We start from the raw sequence: 15642 nt of genomic DNA, 5'->3' as shown, positions 1-15642 counted from the left end.
GCTTCAGTAAAAATACCGAAATGAAAGGAATTCACAACCTATCAACCCAAAATTTAATGCGATTAATGGTTGTAATTGCTTCAGTAAAAATACCGAAATGAAAGGAATTCACAACTAAAACCGTAAACATCTAAACCAGCTACTAGTTGTAATTGCTTCAGTAAAAATACCGAAATGAAAGGAATTCACAACCATGGTAAAGATGATATTAATTTAAAGTTTGTTGTAATTGCTTCAGTAAAAATACCGAAATGAAAGGAATTCACAACTATCAATCAGAATGTCAAAGGTTTATGCAAGTTGTAATTGCTTCAGTAAAAATACCGAAATGAAAGAAATTCACAACATATAAATAGATAAAATTGTTTTTTAAATCCCCAACTCAATTTAATTCAGTTGGGGATTTTTTAGCTGCCAACAAAAGCAAAAAACTCATTCTTCTTGGTCCCTGAGGCTCTCGAAGGGCCAGTAGCTATGTTTACATAACATGGCATTATAGTCACCTACGGGCTAACGGGCGTAAAGCCACTATAATCACATTATGTAAAATAGCGGCCCCATTACCTGTCCGATGTTCCCCAATTTTCATATCGTTTTTTGCTCTTGTTGAGGTTTTAAATTATCGCAACAATCATTTTTGCACAAACGATTTACTCCAATAGTGCGCAACTTCAACTCCTTACAATAACCATCATTCAAACCCACCAAAAAAAAACAAGGCTAAAGAAAATGGCATTTCGATTAGCAGACGAGTGTCAATACATTGAGTGAAACGTAAAAATGTTTACTGACCGTAGATTTGAGATTAAGAGGAGAAATCATGAGATGATTTCGGTTTAAAATTTAAACATTTTAGAGAAGCGAAATGAATATTGACCGTCGATAATCGTAGCCTTGACTTTTTTGGTTCGTTTTTGTGTCAAGACAAAAATGAACATATAAAAAATTTAAGTTGCACACCATTTACGCAAAACCAAGCTAAAATAAGCTTTCCTTTCAGTCAAGCCCATTTCTGAACAGCTTTTCGTTACACACAAAAAATGCTTGATAAGCGATAAAATTTCCCCATTTCCCCGCCACCCCATTAATAGCTACAGGTCAAGAAAAGCAAAAGTTTTATAAAAGGTACATTGGTCTATTACGCTAAATCGCTAGTCGCATCACATCGTTCGGTACTCCATTGCAAAGCAATTCGTAACCCCTCACTTTTGTGCTGTTTGATAGCTTATTAGCCCACACCAATTGGCTCGGTGTAGCAAAACACCCTAAAGGGATGTTCAGCTACAATCCCTCGCCACCTATTTAAATAGTAGATTGCTTTTCTTCACCTGCGCATATTTCCCCGATTAAAATTTTTAATGCTAAGAAAACCCACATTGAAAAAAGACAATTCCACTTCCAAATTCAAACATCAAATCAAGTCAATTCGACTTTCCAAAAATTCAACAAAAAGAACCTCAAAGGTCTATCAGTTTCATTTTTAGTCAAGGTCAAGCCTTGCAGGTTTACATCAAAATCTCCACCTATACAGGTTGTATTTGGATGTAAAACCTTGCCTTAAAAAATGATCCTGCTATATCGAAGAGCTTTCTTTTATTTCGTTTTTTCTTTTAAAGAATATCCTGCGAAGCATGGCGAGCATAAATTTTTAAATGCCAAGCTATGAACTTACCAGAAATTAAACATTATTCAGCCAAAGTAGAGATTCAGTCAAATGATCTATTTGCTTTATCCAAAGGTCTAAACGTGGGAAAGCCACTGGAAGAACCTTGCCCTAATTGTTTTGTCATTCGTTGTACCAATTGGAAACAAAAAGAAACGTACAAAGCAATTCTTTATGCAGCCTGGAAGACCAATGCATTCGACAATTATTTATATGGTTCAGTTATTCCATTTATTCGCATCCAAGATTTTAAAAATGTAGTTACGGAAAAAGCTAAAAAAGCTTTCAACAATTACCGAAGATTTGAAACTGATTTTAAACGCTACCTCGAATTAGAAAAGTATGAAGCATCCATTGCCAAACAACTCCAACTCATCCGAGAACTGAAACATGTTTACATCATGCGACACATCAAGTAAAAACAAAAGGCCCTTCAAACGAAGAGCCTTTTTATTTTTCTATTTTTTTTAATAAATAAGATACTATAAAGCTGACAAAAGCACCTACACCAGCTAAAACTGCCGTCTGTACAATATCATTCAAGCCTAAATTCCCAATGATACTAAACATTGTACCACAGAGAACCCCCATTTTCATTTGACTATCCTGTATCATCTTTATTCACGCCATCTACAACCGTTAATTGGCTCACTGCTCCCAACACACCACCTGCAACCGTTAAATAACCGCCAAGATCATTTAACCATTCCGGTAATGCTACTGGAGAAGCTAAAAGCACTCCACCAACAGCAGCTAAAACCAAACCGATATTTCGGAGCCATTGAAACAACTTAGGCGTTGGGGATTGTAATCGATCAATTATTTTCATCCGTTTAAAAATTTTAATTAATACATCATCCAAAACGGCCTCTAAATCGTTCGCGTGAAGAAAATCATTTTCATGAAGGAATAGAATGAATTAGTGAGTGAAACGAATCATTTAATTCATTCCCGAAATGAAAAGGATTTTTAGCGTAAACGATTTAAAGCCTTGATTTTTTTGGTTCCTTTTTTCATCAAGGAAAAAAGAACATAAAGATTAAGTTTTCGATGATTTAATCACCAATTCAACCTTTTGCCCTTTATCAATCGCTTGATAAACCAAATCCTTCACCTGATTAAAAGCCTTTCGACTTTCCCATCCTATTCCAGCACCACCCAAAGAAGTCACCGGAGCAATACAACCCAACAATTCTTTTTTGGCATTATTTGCAGGATGCATCAGAATATAAGTCCTGTTCGGTACATCTTTTAACCAAATATGCCACCCATACTTTTGGCTGTATCGTTTCGTTAAAACATATTTCCCTTCCGGAATACACGATTTTCTCAATTCATTATTCAACCATGGCAACTCAATCGTATAACAAATGATACCCTTCGAATTTTGAAGAATACCATTTGTTCCATTAGGGAAATATGAACGTATCAGTTCTAATTTCATTACGGTTGATTCACATCAATTAATTGTAGCGCATTGTATGCACCATTTTTCAGTACATACTTTTCACCGTTAATTTCTTGATAGAATTCCACTCCCAGAACCAAGAAGATAGGTTCTGTACTATTTGTAGGCAAAGTCGTCGCCAAGCTAATCGCTGAAGTTGCCACCGCATCATAAGGAAGAATCCCAGTATCGGCATTCGAAACATTAAATGTCCCATCCGTAAAATTCACATCTGCAGCAGCAGCTTCAATTTTAAAATGCGTCGTTCCCGATGGTGCATTAATCATATTAATCGGAATAAATGCTGGTATATCAACTTTAACCTCACCTTGTGCACGATCTAACGTAGTCGTGTAAGGCGCATAAATCGTTGTCGATAACTTACCATTGATATTGAAATCAAATCCTTTTAACAACGATAAATCTCCATCAATTACATTACGTTGTCCACGTTCGCTCACCGTATCGGTCTGAATCACCTTAACCATATCACGAGTTAAACGCCCAACCATTCTCGAATCAGCAGAGTTTAACAATACCGCACGAAACGCAGTTCTCAACATTTTTCCAGATGCTCCTGCTCGCCCAAATTCTTCACCATTTTCTCGCGTTCTTTGAAAGTTTGGATCATTCATAATTCTGTTCTTATCCACGCCACCTTTTTCACGTGCTAAAAACCCTTCTTTTGCTTTATAAAAGGTAATGTCTCCCACAGTACCCAAAAGCTTAATAATACCTTTCTGTCTTGCCATTTTTTCTACATTTTTTCGTTCAACATTTAATCCTTCTACCGGTAGACAAAACAAGAATAAGAAAAATCGTAACTTTATTAAAACCAGTATTTACCAAATGGCTTTTTATTCATCTTTTGTCATCATTTGACACATAGATGAAGTATCTATAAAGTATAGATTAAGCATAGATAGTGTATGAAAATGTATAATTATGCAGCAAAAAAAGTTACAAAGGGTTTGCGTTTACCCTAAAGACATTCAGATCATCACAGGCAAAAGCTATAGGCAATCGCTTCGCATCTATAACCAAATTAAAACGCACTACAACAAACTACCTCATCAAATGATTACATGGGAAGAATTGGGGGAGTATTTTGGAATATAAATATTGTTTTAAAACTTAATATTATAAGTGCTTTTTTTTAAATTAATATTCAATTTAAATTAGTATTCATATACAAATTTTCAAATATTAGTTTTAGAAGTATATAAGATTTTAATATTAAATTAGTAAACTTAATATCTAATTATAATACAAAATACAATTATGCCTAACCAGTTTATTGGTGTAGGAAATTACATACCCTCAAATGTAATTTCCAATTCGCACTTTAAAAATCATTCATTTTTAAACGAACAAGGTGAAAAATTATTACAAGACAATTCAATTCTAGCTGCAAAGCTTAAACAAATTACTGGAGTTGAAGAAAGAAGATATGCAAATGATGATCAAGTAACTTCCGATTTAGCTTATTTAGCAGCAACAGAAGCAATTAATGATTCAGGAATAGATCCTGAAACAATTGACTATATAATTTTCGCCCATAATTTTGGAGATATTAAATTTAATACAATTCAATCTGATACTGTACCAAGTTTAGCCGCTAGAGTAAAACACTTATTAAATATTAAAAATCCATATTGTGTAGCATACGATATATTATTCGGTTGTCCAGGATGGGTAGAAGCTGTAATACAAGCTAATACATATATTAATGCGGGAATTGCAAAAAGATGTTTGGTAATTGGCGCTGAAACTTTATCACGCGTTATAGATCCTCATGATAGAGATTCAATGATATATGCTGATGGTGCTGGAGCTGTAATAATCGAAAAATCTCAAAACGACAAAGGTATTATATCGCATTTATCAGCATCTTTTGCAAACAATGAAAAGGATTACTTATTTTATGGTAGATCATACAATAATGAAAATTGTCCAAATACTAAGTATATCAAAATGTATGGACGTAAAATATATGAATTTGCATTATCGAATGTTCCGCAAGCCATGAAAAAATGTTTAGATGATAGTGATTTTTCCATAACAGATATTAGTAAAATAATTATTCACCAAGCAAATGAAAAAATGGATGAAGCAATTATCAGTAGATTCTATCGACTATTTGATCAACCAGTACCTGATAATATTATGCCAATGGTCATTCAAAAATTAGGTAATAGTAGTGTAGCAACAATTCCTATACTTTTAAAAATGATTTTAAATCATGAAGTAGAAAATCATCAAATAAATGAAGGGGATATTGTTATGTTCGCATCAGTAGGCGCAGGGATGAACATCAATACTTTTATATATAGATTCTAATTTTTTAAAATTAATTTAATATAACCTCACCATATTTTGGCTAAGTAAATCAAAATAAAAACTTTAGAATTCGTACCTTTGTAACACAATTAAAATGTTTATTCATAAATACGGTGTCCATACAGATACCATCGTAAAATAAGATTCATCAATCTCCCTGATATAAAGGAACACGAGATGAGGTTCGAATCCCTCACTCTCCGCTAAAAGCCTTGAAGTTTCTACTTCGAGGCTTTTTTTTGGAATCAAATAACCTCTATTATCCTCTCAATCATAAATTAAAATAAACCGTTACCTAAATAAATTTTAATTATTTATATTAATTTCATCGTAAAGTGTTAATCTTTCGGAATATGTTGTAAATGTTTTTGGCAATAAAAAATTTGAACTTAATACCAAGACAGATACAAATGCAATACTGTTTAATGGAGTAACAAGTACTCTTGGAGCTGGTTTAGGTAATCGTGCAGATAAATTTATTAATGGAAATCAAATATCAGGACTCGAAAATACAATTGGGACTGTTTTCAATACAGTCACATCATTTTTAGAGCAAGAATTAAATAATATATATGAAAGAAATAAAAAAAAATAAATGGGGAATTTTTGTATTCTTTTGCCTATCATTAGTAACTTTATATATAGTTTTAAATAATTACTTTGATAATTCTACCAAAGAAGATTTTAGATATAGTGTAGCTACTTTAACAGAGATAAATTTTATAGGTAAGAGTTCTTCAAATAAAATAAAATTCAACTATTATTATAATAAAAATGTATATAAAGGGAGTTATTATTTTGATAATGATAGCACATCTTACTATGAAAGTAAAATAGGTGAAAAATTCTTAGTTAAAATTAATAATAATGAATGGGTTAATAAACTATTTTCCACAAGTAGGTTATATATAAACAAACCTGTTCCAGACAGTATAAAAGAAGCTCCATCAGAAGGATGGAAAGATTTACCTACTTGGGCAAAATAAAAATCCACAATCCCCCTGATATAAAGAAATACGAGATAAGGCTCGAATCCCTCACTCTCCGCAATAGCCTTGAAGTTTCTACTTCGAGGCTTTTTTTTTGGAATCAAATAACCTCTATTATCCTCTCAATCATAATTTTAAAATAAACCGTTACCGAAATTAATTTTAATTATTTATATTTATTTCATCGTAAAGTGTTAATCTTTCGGAATATGTAGTAAATGTAGTAGCAGGATTACAAAATCTAGCCCATAGCGGTCCAACAGGTTATGGTGTTATTGATTACTTTTCTAGAGACAATAAGAATGTTTTATTCAAAGGTACTGGTGAAAACAGACTTGTTTATGGCAGATATGGTGAAGTAGGAAGCAATAAAGGTCCTCTCAATGATACAAATATTTCAGGTGAAGGGGTTCTTATAAAACTTACAGGAGATGATGCTTTAAATGAAATCAGTAAATATGTGGATGGTTGTGGTGCTCAGGTTTTCCAAATAGGAGATGCTAATGAATCTGATATAGCTAAATTCTTTGATAATAAATTGAACTCATCTGATAAATCTCCGAGTAAAGAAAAATACAAGAACAGTGACAATGCAAAAGTAATTGATGAATATAATTTTTTGAATAATAATTGTACAACTTAAACTATTGATGGGATTGAAGAAGGATTAAAAGACGGAACTTTAGATTATAATAAAATGAATGCTTACGAATTGAAATCAAATGTAAAAATTGACAGCGTAGATCTAGCAAAGCTTAATCAAGAATTACATAATGCAACAAGAGACAAAAATTCTAATATTCAAAATGTAACAGATGAGTACAAAAAAAAGTAAAGTATTGACGTATATTGTAGTTTGCCTTGGAATTATGGTTATTATCTATGATATAGTATCCTTATTAAATATCGGATTAAATATAAAATATCAAATTGATGTTTTTGAGGATGGTGATAATATCACAGAATTTAAAAATATTATAAAAGAAGAGGTACGAAAATCTTTTATACTTATACTCATTAATTTAATATATATTATAATTACGTTGATTACATTAATAAGAAAATGGTAGGGTACTGTTCTAAACGTGTTGTTGTTTTATAAACCACTCATTACAAACACTTTATATTTAAAATAAAACTATTAATAATACAGTAAATGGAGCCATAGGAGGCACAGCTGAAGCTGTAAAAAGAAAAGTTGATAAAGCAAATGGAAAATAAATCATCTTTTGTTAATAGAATCAAAGCCAATTTTGTCTTAATATTGTTTATATGTTTTATTATTTTTCTTCTTTTAAGAAATAATAAAAATAATAATGAATTACAGGAAAACGGAAAACAAGCAAAGGCTTATCTTTATAAGGTTAAAGGAGTTGGTTCAAAAGGAACTATTAGAGGATTCTATAGATTTGAAATAAATAATAATTATTATGAAGGATTTTATGATAATGAAAATTTAAAAGAACACTATAGTATTGATATAATATATCTTCCTGATAATCCTGAACGTAATCAAGCAAAACAATTTGTAGAAGATTACTAAATTGAAACACATTAATAATGGATATACGATATAAGCAAAATAATTTTAAATTATCATTATTTTTTATAATTTTTATTATTTTATTTTCTTGTTGTGCAGTAGCGATACAAAATCCTGATAAATATATTACTGTTTTAACGCCATCGACAATAATAGTTATTTTAGTAAGCATATCTGGTTTAATTGTATCTCCCTATCTTTGTTATTTTCTATTGAAATGGATCGTTCAAAGTAAATATGGACTTAGAATTAGTGAAGAAGGAATATATAATAACTCATATTTTTTAAAAAATCAATTTATACCTTGGAAAGAGATTATTGATATATCTAACCAAAATAAACCTGATGAAAAACGAATAAAAATATTAGTAAAAAAACCACTAAATTATTTAGAAGGTAGTGATGTTTTAACAAAATTTTTTATGAAAATGCAAATAAAATCTAGTGGCACACCTATCTATATAAATCCATATTTTTTAAAAGCATCCAAAGAGGAATTATTTGAAACATTAATAAAAGAATGGGAAAAACGCAAATGAAAGGGTACTGTTCCAAATATGTTGTGTAAAAACAACATATTAATTCACAATAAAGTAAAAGGCAAACGTTAGTTTGCCTTTTGTTATTTTATCAGTTTTAATAAAGCTTTTATTTCTTTATCGGAGATAGAATCTTGCTCGCTTTTATCGTAAAGAGAAAGTAGCTAAAAATAGGAGATACAAAATATAGTTCCGGAGCCTCACTCTCCGCTAAAAGCCTTGAAGTTTTTACTTCGAGGCTTTTTTTTTGGAATCAAATAACCTCTATTACCTTTCAATCATAAATTTAAAATAAACCGTTACCGAAATTGATTTAATTATTTATATTTATTTCATCGTAAAATGTTGATAAATTAATACTAAAACCTGAGTGTTTGAAAATTGATGATTAATATTTTCAGTAGATGTTATTTAACCAAAAAAATTAATATCTTTTGTCTATAAATATTAACCATGCAAAAAAATTGTAAACGTTGCCAAAAGGATTTCGAATGTCAAACTGAAAACATATTATCATGCGATTGTAATGAAATAAATTTAAGTAACGAAACAAAAGAATACCTATCCAAAACTACCTATGATTGTTTATGTTTAGATTGTTTGAAAGAAATTGAATCTTATAACGATTTAAAAAATACCTATCCATTTCCACAACATCCATCCCAATATAAAGAAGGTGTACACTATTACATTGAAGGACAATATTGGGTTTTTACAAATTTTTACCATTATTTAAAAGGGAATTGTTGCAAAAATAATTGCAGACATTGCGCCTATGGATACAAATAATTATTTAGAATTTATAAAAATAACAACAAATTAAAAATTTCGCACGGTTATTGTGAATGGATAGAAAAATAAACTGAAAATGAAAAAATTATTATTCGCTTCTATCTTAGCTTTAGCTGTAGGACAAGTTAATGCACAAGATTATAACAATGCTTTAGGTGTTGTAGTTGACTTAGGTGATGGAGAAACATTATTTGGTCCACAATACAAGCACTCTTTCGACGGTAAAAACGCAGGTAATGTACAAGTTATGTTCGGTGACAACATCACAGTAGTTGGAGCTGATTATACTTACAATCAAGGTTTTTCTGGAACTAATGGATTAGGATGGTATGTTGGTGTAGGACCACAATTATCTTTCGTTGATTACGGTAATAATGACAAAACATATTTCGCAATTCGTCCACAAGTTGGTTTAGAATACAAAATTCCATCTGCTCCTTTAGCAATGCATTTTGATTGGAAACCTTGGTGGAATTTAACTAACGATTCTAATTTCGAAGCGGGACGTTTCTCTTTAGGATTTAAATATGTTTTTAATTAATATTAATTAAATTTCAAATAAAAAAAGCACCTCTTAGAGGTGCTTTTTGTTTTATATCGTTTTAACTTTTTTATGTTTAAAAAATCCATAAACTCCAAATCCAATTGCCGATGCTAATAAAGCGTATTGGTAATTAGAGATTGGAACTGTTGGTTCTTCATCTGTATCTGTAGGTGGTGGTGTTGGATTCTCAGATAATGGATTCTCAGTAGATTCACTCCAAATCGGATTGTTTTGAGCAAAATCTACGTTATTTAAATCGTTAGAATACAAATTTATACTTGATAAAAGGATTACTATTTGAAATAATTTCATATTAATTTACGATTATTTTTTGTGTTAATTGTTTATCATCATTTCTAACCTTGATTACATAAATCCCTTTAGGAACATTAGAAATTCTTTTGTTATAAATAAATCTATCTTTTAAAAAAAGCTTACCTTCAACTGTAAACATATCAAATTCGAAGATTTTATTTGAATTTGATGTTAATATTATATCTCTATTTTTTGTATAAATATTAACTTCTTTTTCATAAACCAATTCTTCTGAACTCAATACTGATTTAAAAACAATTTCAAATCTTGTGTCATTATAGCCTTGTTCTGAAAAGAATTCGTAATTAGCGATCTCTGTTAAATCAATTAATTGTTGAGTCAAGTTATCTTTTAAATAAATGTTTTCCTCTTGAAATATTCCTTGGACTTTAGAAAGTTTTATATTATAAAATCCATCAGTGGGAATTTCATAACTCAACTTAATACTTTTATCATTTTTATAGTTAGATAATGACTGAATCAAATAATCTTGATTATTAATTTTAGAAAATATTCCGTCTGAGGATTGACCTGAAAAGGATTTTGAATCATATCTACGATCAAAATCATCTGTTGTTAAATCAGAAAAGCCTATCAATGTATTACCTATGATCTGGTTATCTTTTGAAAGTGAAATCCAGAACTTGTCATAAACTCTAAGATCTGTACCATTTCTGTAATAAATTGGAGTTTCTGTAAAATCACTTAATTCATCCTCATCAAAACGATAAAAGTAATTCATAAAGTTTATTACAACTTTATCCATTGATTCATCCAAAGTTTTAGCAAAGAAACCTTGACCAACATCTAACAAAAATGAATTTGATTCTAAATTTGGATCCGAAGAACCTGATAAATTAAAGGTAACATATTGTGATTCTTCGTTTATATACTCTCCTAAATAATTATCAACTGGCACTTGATGTTTATATATAGATACATTATCGATATATTCTTCATTTAAATATAAAAATGCGTAAAGAGAAATTGGAGAAGGATAAGGATTACCTATTAAATGTTGATTATTACTATCTCTATATTTGTCTAAAATTACATTAATAGTTCCATTATTAGGCACCCCCTTAAACTCACCTCTAAAAACCTGAGGTGTTCCAGTTCCATTATTATAACCTGAGAAATAATGTGGAGCATAAATACCATAACCAATTCCCTCTTCGAATATTGAGCTTGAATTTAATCCTTCATTAACCCATAAGTCGGTTAAAGTTTGATATTTGAAGAAACGATTTTCTCTTGTACCTGGTGAAAAAGAAAAAAGGTTTTGATTTTTTACAGGACTACTCCAAGTATTTGTAGAATATCTATACATTGGAGTACTTTTACGTACAAATGTTACTTCTCCGACATTAGATGCATTATCATCTATTTGAATTAAGTATGAATTTTCTAGGAAAGTGATATTTGCCCCTTCCTCTACAATTATCTCATTTAATAGATTAATTTTATTTCCTGAATTTATAATAATATTAGAACCAGACTTAATCAATAATGATTTAGCTTGTAAATTTTTATTCCAAATAAATTGGCCATCGAAAACTGCATCTACAAAATAATCTGGTTCTTCTAATGACCAACTTATACCGTTGAAAGTTGTTTTATTATCTATAGGAGCATCTGTATAAATTGAGATTTCATCTATATTAAACCCATTCGTATTCCCATCAGACTCTATTGAAAATTTTGTAATATTCTTACTACCTAATTCTACTTCAACATCATAGTTTAAAAATTCTTCTGAATTAAAGACATTTAAATTTTTTGATTCTGAAATACCATCTGAATAAGTCAATACTAAGCGAGGTGAACTTTGATATCCATCTTTTCCTTTTATTTTTAATCGAAATCTCCAATAATATTTATTAGAATCGTTACCAGATCCATAAAGATTTAAAGGTTTTGAATCAAGTTTTGCACCTGTTGTTTGAGTCGGATTAAAATACAATGCTCCATCCATTTTGTAAACCCTTCTAATAGTTGGTGATTCAGCAAACAAAGTTGATTGTGACAAATCTACTTTTCGCAAAGTCACAATTGATTCTGAACCTATTATATAATTCAGATCATCAAATAAGAATGGTTCATTAGGATACCTATCATCATTTAAAATTAATTCATTAGAAGTACTATCCTGTGAATAAAGAGATGTTGTACTAAGAGTTAATAATAATGTGAAGAGAATAAAATTTCTAATCATAAGTGGCATTTAATAAATTAAGTAGCCCAAAAATAGAAAAACTATTCGGTATTTAAGCGTTTTTAAATGTTTTTTAAATGTGTATTTTTATTTATCTTACACAACAACTGTTATTTAGTAAAGCTATTTTTCTTCAATCTTTTTATGTAGTGATAATGTTGCGAAAGGAATAAATGCAAACATGATGTAGAAGATAAAGTCTTCGTCGTCCCATTTATAAAATTTTCTTGTCACAAAAAGCAAAATTAAATAGGCCGAAAACCAAAATCCATGAAAAATCCCAGCGAAAGGCATTTGTAGAACATAACCGAATTGATATTTAATTGGCATCGCAACTAAAAATAAAATTGCACAACTTATAGCTTCCCAAGTACATGAGATTCTAAACCATTTTTTTAATTGTTCTTCCGAGATATTTTTCATGATGCAAATTTACACTCTTCTAGTTCTAGAAAATCTAACATTTGTCAATATTATTAGAAGTTTTAGTATTATATATAAAAATGATAATCAATATATACTTTATCAATAATATTTATTAATTTTGTTGATAATCAAATACAATTTTAATGCACGCTAACAACTTTTTATCAAAAAAATTAAATTTAGACTTACCATTGTGGACAATATTGTGTCCAATTATAGCTATTGTTACTTTATTTACAATTTCAAGCGACAGTATATTTGTATCAATTTTATTAGGCGTATCATTAATTACTGCAGTATTATCAGCAGTTCATCATGCCGAAGTAGTTGCACATAAGGTAGGAGAACCTTTTGGTACAATAATTTTAGCATTAGCCATTACTGTAATTGAGGTTTCATTAATCGTATCTCTTATGATTTCTGAAACAGGAAGCACTCCATCCGTATTAGCAAGAGATACCGTGTTTGCAGCGATTATGATCATTCTGACCGGAATTATTGGTATTTGTTTATGGGTTGGAAGTTTTAGGTATCGTGAACAAAATTTTATAAAACAAGGTGTTTCAACTGCTTTAATTACACTGATTGCCATTTCGGTATTAACTTTAATTCTACCTAATTTTACAACTTCTGAAAGAGTTGGAGTATATTCTGAAAGTCAATTAATATTCGTTGCTATCATTTCATTAATATTATACGGAGGTTTCATATCATTACAAACTATTCGCCACCGCGATTATTTTTTACCTCAACAATGTAAAGATGGTACAGCATCAGAATTACACGTAGCGCCACCAAACACACAAACAACAATTTCATCTTTAATATTATTAGTTGTTGCTTTAATTGCTGTTGTTTTATTATCTAAAAAACTATCTCCAACAATAGAGGAATTAGTTTTTAATCTAGGAGCACCAAAATCGTTAGTCGGAATTATTATCGCAACTGTAATTTTATTACCTGAAGGTTTAGCTGCTTTTAAAGCTGCACGACAAGACCGTTTACAAACAAGTCTTAATTTAGCTTTAGGTTCTGCATTAGCATCCATAGGACTAACTATTCCGGCTGTAGCAATTGTATGTTATTTCACAGGCATGCAAGTAACTTTAGGTATCGATGCTAAATCAGTTTTATTATTAGTATTATCATTATTCACAGTGTTTTTATCACTAATTTCTGGTCGTACAAATATTCAGCAAGGTATCGTGTTATTGGTTTTATTTGCCACTTATCTTTTCACGACAATTGTTCCATAAATCGTAGCAAAATAGCATTATTATAAATTAAAAAAGCCGCTTCTTAAGAAGCGGCTTTTTTAATTTATATCGTTTTATTTTTTTGGTAAAGAGATTAGATTTGAATCTAATTTTGCGTCTTTTTCTAAAAATATTTTTCCTCTTAAAATACTTTGAATTGTATTTACTAATTCTTTCTCGAAAGAATCTCTTAACTGAGATTGGTGATAAATCAATGAAACTTCTCTTGTCGGAACTGGAGTTTCAAAACTCTTCACATTTTTCTTTAAGTTATCAGGTAAATCCTCAGCAACTAAAGATGGTAATAAAGTCATACCATATCCGTCGTTTGCTAATTTTATTAATGCCTCAAAGCTTCCACTTTCTAATTTAATTGGTCGTAATTTCATTTTAGTTGAATCACATAATGCCAATACATTGTTACGGAAACAGTGTCCTTCTTGTAAGATTAATAAATCTGATGAATCTAAATCAGATTCTAAAATTCTTTCTTGTTCATGTAAACGATGTGCCGAAGGTACATAAGCCACTAACGGTTCGTAGTATAATGGTTTTTCAACAATTTGGTCTTCATATAATGGTGATACAACTATCCCAAAATCTAAAGAACCATCTTTAATTCCTTTAACAATCTTATCCGTTTGTAACTCTTTAATAATTAAGTTAGACTTAGGATTATTTTTTTGAAAAGTTTTATAAAACAACGGCACCAATGAAGGTAAAATCGTAGGAATTACTCCAATAACAAAATCACCTTCTAATAAACCTTTTTCTTCGTTTACTAAATGCTTCATACGATTGGCTTCCATCAAGATGATTTTAGCCTGAGAAACAATCTTCTCTCCTATTTGTGTGATTTTGATAGGGTGTGATGTACGATCAAAAATCTCGATATTTAACTCTTTCTCCAACTTCTGAATTTGCATACTTAACGTTGGTTGAGTAACAAATGATTTTTCAGCTGCAATTGTAAAATTCTTGTGCTCTGCAACCGCCAATACATATTGTAATTGTACTAATGTCATAATAATAAATAAAATTACCCTATAAAATTTTGTGATAAAGATAATACATATAATATAAATTAGTTATAATTATATCATAAAAAGTTATAATAAAAAAAGCTCGGAAATAACTCCGAGCCAACAACTTATTTGATTAAGCTTTATTGTACAGATTTTTGTAATTCTGAAACAAAATCTTGTAATTTTTTAGCATCTTCTGCTGTTAATTTCTGTGTAATTCCTTGTAATTCTTTCTGAAAATCAACTGCTTTACCTGTTAATTCAGTTAATTTAGCTTGATCTCCTGTTGCAGCAACAGCTTTTAACTCTCCTACGTAATCAGAGAATTTTTGAGCATAAGCAGCAGCTTCAGGACTAGTAAAAGTTGGTAAAGCACTTGCTACTGCAGCTGTAGTTTCTTGTGCAGCTACAACAGCATCATTTGCTGTTTCTTGAATAGCTGTTTGTGTATCGTTTACATTATCAACTACTTTTTCTTTTTCAGATTTACAAGACGTTAATGCTACCACACCTAAAATAGTAGCTGTTAAAAATATTTTCTTCATCGT

Annotated in this window: 18 protein-coding genes and 1 CRISPR repeat array (1 of these 19 cut by a window edge); of the genes, 10 read left to right on the top strand and 8 right to left on the bottom strand. The window is 30.1% G+C overall.

The features are described 5' to 3' along the window. Positions 1-346: a CRISPR direct-repeat array (repeat unit 47 nt; unit sequence GTTGTAATTGCTTCAGTAAAAATACCGAAATGAAAGGAATTCACAAC) (it extends 9 nt beyond the left edge of the window). A 1316-nt stretch (positions 347-1662) separates the two neighbouring features. After that, positions 1663-2082, top strand: coding sequence for a DUF6943 family protein (locus tag J9309_RS08145; RefSeq protein ID WP_230475402.1), 420 nt, complete (start codon positions 1663-1665; stop codon positions 2080-2082). Positions 2083-2264: 182 nt separating this feature from the next. Here J9309_RS08145 and J9309_RS08140 read toward each other — a convergent pair whose 3' ends face one another. The 3 genes from J9309_RS08140 to J9309_RS08130 form a co-directional block, all read right to left on the bottom strand. Continuing rightward, on the bottom strand, positions 2265-2492 hold the full coding sequence (locus tag J9309_RS08140; protein ID WP_230475401.1) for a hypothetical protein: 228 nt from the start codon (positions 2490-2492) through the stop codon (positions 2265-2267). Between the two features lie 210 nt (positions 2493-2702). After that, a complete protein-coding gene (locus J9309_RS08135) occupies positions 2703-3107 on the bottom strand; it encodes a DUF5675 family protein (RefSeq protein WP_230475400.1) in 405 nt (134 codons plus the stop codon). Next, the gene (locus tag J9309_RS08130; protein ID WP_230475399.1) at positions 3107-3862 is read right to left on the bottom strand and encodes a hypothetical protein; all 756 of its coding nucleotides are present in this window, start codon (positions 3860-3862) and stop codon (positions 3107-3109) included. The genes J9309_RS08135 and J9309_RS08130 overlap by 1 nt, the downstream gene beginning before the upstream one ends. A gap of 529 nt (positions 3863-4391) precedes the next feature. Between J9309_RS08130 and J9309_RS08125 the strand changes: the two genes are divergently transcribed. The 8 genes from J9309_RS08125 to J9309_RS08090 all read left to right on the top strand — a co-directional run bounded on the left by J9309_RS08125 (position 4392) and on the right by J9309_RS08090 (position 9854). Then, positions 4392-5450 carry a 3-oxoacyl-ACP synthase III family protein gene (locus tag J9309_RS08125; protein ID WP_230475398.1) on the top strand — a complete coding sequence of 353 codons (1059 nt, stop codon included), beginning with the start codon at positions 4392-4394 and terminating at the stop codon, positions 5448-5450. Between the two features lie 572 nt (positions 5451-6022). Then, on the top strand, positions 6023-6436 hold the full coding sequence (locus J9309_RS08120; protein ID WP_230475397.1) for a hypothetical protein: 414 nt from the start codon (positions 6023-6025) through the stop codon (positions 6434-6436). Positions 6437-6899: 463 nt separating this feature from the next. Continuing rightward, complete coding sequence (locus tag J9309_RS08115; RefSeq protein ID WP_230475396.1) at positions 6900-7082, top strand: hypothetical protein; 183 nt, start codon at positions 6900-6902, stop codon at positions 7080-7082. A 54-nt stretch (positions 7083-7136) separates the two neighbouring features. Continuing rightward, on the top strand, positions 7137-7274 hold the full coding sequence (locus J9309_RS08110) for a hypothetical protein (RefSeq protein WP_230475395.1): 138 nt from the start codon (positions 7137-7139) through the stop codon (positions 7272-7274). A 375-nt stretch (positions 7275-7649) separates the two neighbouring features. After that, complete coding sequence (locus J9309_RS08105) at positions 7650-7982, top strand: hypothetical protein (RefSeq protein ID WP_230475394.1); 333 nt, start codon at positions 7650-7652, stop codon at positions 7980-7982. 17 nt (positions 7983-7999) lie between these two features. After that, the gene (locus J9309_RS08100) at positions 8000-8521 is read left to right on the top strand and encodes an STM3941 family protein (protein ID WP_230475393.1); all 522 of its coding nucleotides are present in this window, start codon (positions 8000-8002) and stop codon (positions 8519-8521) included. Between the two features lie 453 nt (positions 8522-8974). Then, positions 8975-9310, top strand: coding sequence for a cysteine-rich CWC family protein (locus J9309_RS08095; protein ID WP_230475392.1), 336 nt, complete (start codon positions 8975-8977; stop codon positions 9308-9310). Between the two features lie 79 nt (positions 9311-9389). After that, entirely contained in the window at positions 9390-9854 is a 465-nt protein-coding gene (locus J9309_RS08090; protein WP_230475391.1) for a hypothetical protein, read from the top strand. Positions 9855-9905: 51 nt separating this feature from the next. On the opposite strand, the gene J9309_RS08085 is transcribed toward J9309_RS08090, so the two are convergent. The 3 genes from J9309_RS08085 to J9309_RS08075 all read right to left on the bottom strand — a co-directional run bounded on the left by J9309_RS08085 (position 9906) and on the right by J9309_RS08075 (position 12810). Continuing rightward, positions 9906-10169 carry a hypothetical protein gene (locus J9309_RS08085; protein ID WP_230475390.1) on the bottom strand — a complete coding sequence of 88 codons (264 nt, stop codon included), beginning with the start codon at positions 10167-10169 and terminating at the stop codon, positions 9906-9908. Between the two features lies 1 nt (position 10170). Next, positions 10171-12387, bottom strand: coding sequence for a T9SS type A sorting domain-containing protein (locus J9309_RS08080; RefSeq protein ID WP_230475389.1), 2217 nt, complete (start codon positions 12385-12387; stop codon positions 10171-10173). Positions 12388-12510: 123 nt separating this feature from the next. After that, positions 12511-12810, bottom strand: a complete 300-nt coding sequence (locus tag J9309_RS08075; protein ID WP_230475388.1) for a DUF3817 domain-containing protein — start codon at positions 12808-12810, stop codon at positions 12511-12513. Between the two features lie 146 nt (positions 12811-12956). On the opposite strand from J9309_RS08075, the gene J9309_RS08070 reads away from it, so the two are divergent. Beyond that, entirely contained in the window at positions 12957-14069 is a 1113-nt protein-coding gene (locus tag J9309_RS08070) for a calcium:proton antiporter (RefSeq protein ID WP_230475387.1), read from the top strand. Positions 14070-14143: 74 nt separating this feature from the next. Here the strand turns inward: J9309_RS08070 and J9309_RS08065 are convergent, their stop codons facing one another. Together J9309_RS08065 and J9309_RS08060 are read right to left on the bottom strand one after the other, a co-directional pair. Beyond that, complete coding sequence (locus J9309_RS08065) at positions 14144-15094, bottom strand: LysR substrate-binding domain-containing protein (protein WP_230475386.1); 951 nt, start codon at positions 15092-15094, stop codon at positions 14144-14146. A gap of 140 nt (positions 15095-15234) precedes the next feature. Then, on the bottom strand, positions 15235-15639 hold the full coding sequence (locus J9309_RS08060) for a hypothetical protein (protein ID WP_230475385.1): 405 nt from the start codon (positions 15637-15639) through the stop codon (positions 15235-15237). Positions 15640-15642 lie beyond the last annotated feature (3 nt).

It is taken from the genome of Faecalibacter bovis, assembly GCF_017948305.1.
GTDB classification, from domain to species: domain Bacteria; phylum Bacteroidota; class Bacteroidia; order Flavobacteriales; family Weeksellaceae; genus Empedobacter; species Empedobacter bovis.
The sequence above is the reverse complement of the archived record's forward strand: the minus strand, read 5'-3'. Positions and strand labels throughout refer to the sequence as shown.

Excerpts from the sequence above, each read along its gene's own strand:
- J9309_RS08085 (WP_230475390.1), bottom strand. The coding sequence starts at position 10,169 with ATGAAATTATTTCAAATAGTAATCCTTTTATCAAGTATAAATTTGTAT.
- J9309_RS08100 (WP_230475393.1), top strand. The coding sequence starts at position 8,000 with ATGGATATACGATATAAGCAAAATAATTTTAAATTATCATTATTTTTT.
- J9309_RS08075 (WP_230475388.1), bottom strand. The coding sequence starts at position 12,810 with ATGAAAAATATCTCGGAAGAACAATTAAAAAAATGGTTTAGAATCTCA.
- J9309_RS08080 (WP_230475389.1), bottom strand. The coding sequence starts at position 12,387 with ATGATTAGAAATTTTATTCTCTTCACATTATTATTAACTCTTAGTACA.
- J9309_RS08060 (WP_230475385.1), bottom strand. The coding sequence starts at position 15,639 with ATGAAGAAAATATTTTTAACAGCTACTATTTTAGGTGTGGTAGCATTA.
- J9309_RS08140 (WP_230475401.1), bottom strand. The coding sequence starts at position 2,492 with ATGAAAATAATTGATCGATTACAATCCCCAACGCCTAAGTTGTTTCAA.
- J9309_RS08105 (WP_230475394.1), top strand. The coding sequence starts at position 7,650 with ATGGAAAATAAATCATCTTTTGTTAATAGAATCAAAGCCAATTTTGTC.
- J9309_RS08125 (WP_230475398.1), top strand. The coding sequence starts at position 4,392 with ATGCCTAACCAGTTTATTGGTGTAGGAAATTACATACCCTCAAATGTA.
- J9309_RS08090 (WP_230475391.1), top strand. The coding sequence starts at position 9,390 with ATGAAAAAATTATTATTCGCTTCTATCTTAGCTTTAGCTGTAGGACAA.
- J9309_RS08120 (WP_230475397.1), top strand. The coding sequence starts at position 6,023 with ATGAAAGAAATAAAAAAAAATAAATGGGGAATTTTTGTATTCTTTTGC.
- J9309_RS08110 (WP_230475395.1), top strand. The coding sequence starts at position 7,137 with ATGAATGCTTACGAATTGAAATCAAATGTAAAAATTGACAGCGTAGAT.
- J9309_RS08135 (WP_230475400.1), bottom strand. The coding sequence starts at position 3,107 with ATGAAATTAGAACTGATACGTTCATATTTCCCTAATGGAACAAATGGT.
- J9309_RS08065 (WP_230475386.1), bottom strand. The coding sequence starts at position 15,094 with ATGACATTAGTACAATTACAATATGTATTGGCGGTTGCAGAGCACAAG.
- J9309_RS08145 (WP_230475402.1), top strand. The coding sequence starts at position 1,663 with ATGAACTTACCAGAAATTAAACATTATTCAGCCAAAGTAGAGATTCAG.
- J9309_RS08070 (WP_230475387.1), top strand. The coding sequence starts at position 12,957 with ATGCACGCTAACAACTTTTTATCAAAAAAATTAAATTTAGACTTACCA.
- J9309_RS08095 (WP_230475392.1), top strand. The coding sequence starts at position 8,975 with ATGCAAAAAAATTGTAAACGTTGCCAAAAGGATTTCGAATGTCAAACT.
- J9309_RS08130 (WP_230475399.1), bottom strand. The coding sequence starts at position 3,862 with ATGGCAAGACAGAAAGGTATTATTAAGCTTTTGGGTACTGTGGGAGAC.